Origin of the sequence: Clostridium sp. (genome assembly GCF_021443865.1) — a bacterium.
GTDB lineage: Bacteria > Bacillota > Clostridia > Clostridiales > Clostridiaceae > Clostridium.
Window position 1 is genome coordinate 1 of the sequence record NZ_JABUTB010000158.1, and the last position, 2774, is coordinate 2774.

Annotated in this window: 2 protein-coding genes; both read left to right on the plus strand. The window is 25.7% G+C overall.

What is annotated here, in order from left to right:
* Window positions 1-587, plus strand: a 587-nt coding sequence (locus HUJ77_RS15310) for a hypothetical protein (protein ID WP_291710122.1), incomplete at its 5' end; no start/stop codon positions are given.
* A 202-nt stretch (window positions 588-789) separates the two neighbouring features.
* The coding region (locus HUJ77_RS15315) for a DEAD/DEAH box helicase family protein (RefSeq protein WP_291710124.1) at window positions 790-2774 on the plus strand (1985 nt) is incomplete at its 3' end.

The window sequence follows — 2774 nt, forward strand, 5'->3', positions numbered from 1 at the left end:
TGTTTACAAAATACTTAACATATTTATTAAGACATGGACAAGATGCTTTTACAGCTAAAGACTATTCATCAAGAACTAATACTATCTTAGAGAAATTAGATGACAATTTTATAAATGACAAGGGATATAATGATATTCCAGGATCAAGAAATTTTTTATCTTTTGATGGAAGATATATAATTAATAAAAAGAATATTGATTATATAAAGCAGGACATAATTGATTATTATACACTTAAGAAGAGGTTAAATTCTTTTAAAGATATTAATGTAGATGAAATAGTTACTGAGATAGAAATGTTTTTAGAATTTATGTTGAGTAATAAATTGCTTAAAGTAAATGAGACAAATATAGAGAAGTATTGTTATACATTAGATAGGGGTAGAAAAAATAGTTTTATTAATGCTGTTAAATCATATTCTGATTTAAAGGGGCTAGATTTAGATAAAAACTTATTAGATAATATAAATGAAAAAAATAAAGATGAAATAAAAATTTTAGAAAAAGCAAAAAGTATTCGAGAATATTTGGAAAAATATCCAAGCATGAAAGAAGAAGTTTTAAAAATTATAAATGAAGAATTTTAATTAAGTTATAGATTAACAGAGCATTAAAATAATTAATATTAGACTATATATAATTGATTTTTAATTAATTATATATAGTCTTTTTATGTGATAAGTATAATTATACTTTTATAAAGTAGCTCTTAGAATTGAAATATCCATATGTATTTCAAATATGATAAAATATTATTAGATATTACAAGAAAAATTGGTGGTGAATTTATTGAAACAAGGTTTATATGAGCAAGTAATAAATAATGAAATACAAGAACAACTTAAAGTATTAGAAAATGAAAAATTCATAATAGAAAAAAGCAAAATAGATAATGAAGAAGCAAAAACGATTCTTTCTCAATATATAGCTAAAGTAATTAGGAAAGCTTTAAATTATATAAGAGATAAAGAAAGAGAAGATAGTGATAAGTTATTAAAGCAAATAGAAGCTTGTAATAACATCATTAACATATTAAGTAAAGTGTCAAATGAAGATGATATTAAGAAGTATGAAATAGATAAAAATGGGGAAATGCTTAATGCTTTATATAGCAAAGTTAATAATAAAAAGGCTTTAAAGAAGGAAAAGATAATAAGGCCAGTAACTCCTTTATCTCAAAGTTCTTTATTTACAGGGGCTTCTCTAGAGCCTAATATGCTTGGAGAGTTAAATAAGGAAATACTAACCTCTGATTCTATAGATTTATTAGTTTCTTTTATAAAGTGGAGTGGACTTAGATGTATAATTGAAAGTTTAAGAGAAGCTACAATGGCTGGAAAGAAATTAAGGATAATTACAACTTCTTATATGGGTGCCACTGATTTAAAAGCTATAGAAGAATTAATCAAGCTACCTAATGCAGAAATTAAAATATCCTATGATACAGAAAGAACAAGGCTTCATGCGAAGGCTTATATGTTTAAAAGGGAAACAGGCTTTACTACTGCATATATTGGTTCTTCTAATCTTTCAAATGCTGCCTTAACATCTGGTTTAGAATGGAATATAAAAATTACAGAGCAGGATTCCTTTGATATTATTAAGAAGTTTGAAGCTACCTTTGAAAGTTATTGGAATGATGGAGAATTTATATCTTATTTAGGAACTGATGAAGATAAAAGTTTATTAAAGAGATCCTTACAAAAGGAAAAGAAACAAGATAATGAAGAATTTAATTATTCCTTTGATATAAGACCATATTCTTTTCAAAAGGAGATACTAGAGAAATTAAAGGTTGAAAGAGAGTTGTTTAATAAAAATAAAAATCTTGTTATTGCAGCAACTGGAGTAGGTAAAACAGTCATTTCAGCTTTTGATTATAAGAACTTTTGTAAGGAGAATAAGAAAAAGTCTAATAGATTATTATTTGTTGTTCATAGAGAAGAAATTCTAAAGCAAGCAAGGGATACCTTTAGAGCAATTCTTAAGGATAATAACTTTGGAGATTTAATGGTAGGTGGAAATGTTCCAAATAGTTTAGAGCATTTATTTGTATCTATTCAAAGTTTTAATAGTAAGGATTTATGTGAAATTACTACAGAGGATTATTATGATTTTATAATTGTAGATGAGTTTCATCATGCAGCAGCACCATCTTATCAAAGATTATTAAGTTATTATAAGCCTAAGGTTTTACTTGGATTAACAGCAACTCCAGAAAGAGCTGATAATAAGGATATATTTAAATACTTTGAAGATAGGATTTCTGGTGAAATAAGATTACCAGAGGCTATTGATAGAAAATTATTAAGTCCATTTCAATATTTTGCTGTATCTGATTCTGTAGATTTATCAACTTTAAAATGGCAAAGAAAAGGATATAGTATAAGTGATTTAGATAATGTTTATACAGGAAATGATATAAGAGTTAGGGAAATAGTAAATTCTTTATATAAATATGTAACAGATATTGAAGATGTAATAGGCTTAGGCTTTTGTGTAAGTAAAGAGCATGCAAAATTTATGTCTAAAAGATTTAATGAATTAGGTATTGAATCTATGGCATTAACAGATGAAAGTAGAAAAGAAGATAGGTCAGAGGCTAAGAGAAGATTAGTTAATAAAGAAATTAAATTTATTTTTGTTGTAGATTTATATAATGAAGGTGTAGATATTCCAGAGGTTAATACAATATTATTCTTAAGACCAACAGAAAGCTTAACAGTATTTTTACAACAGCTTGGAAGAGGTTTAAGATTACATGAAGATAAGGA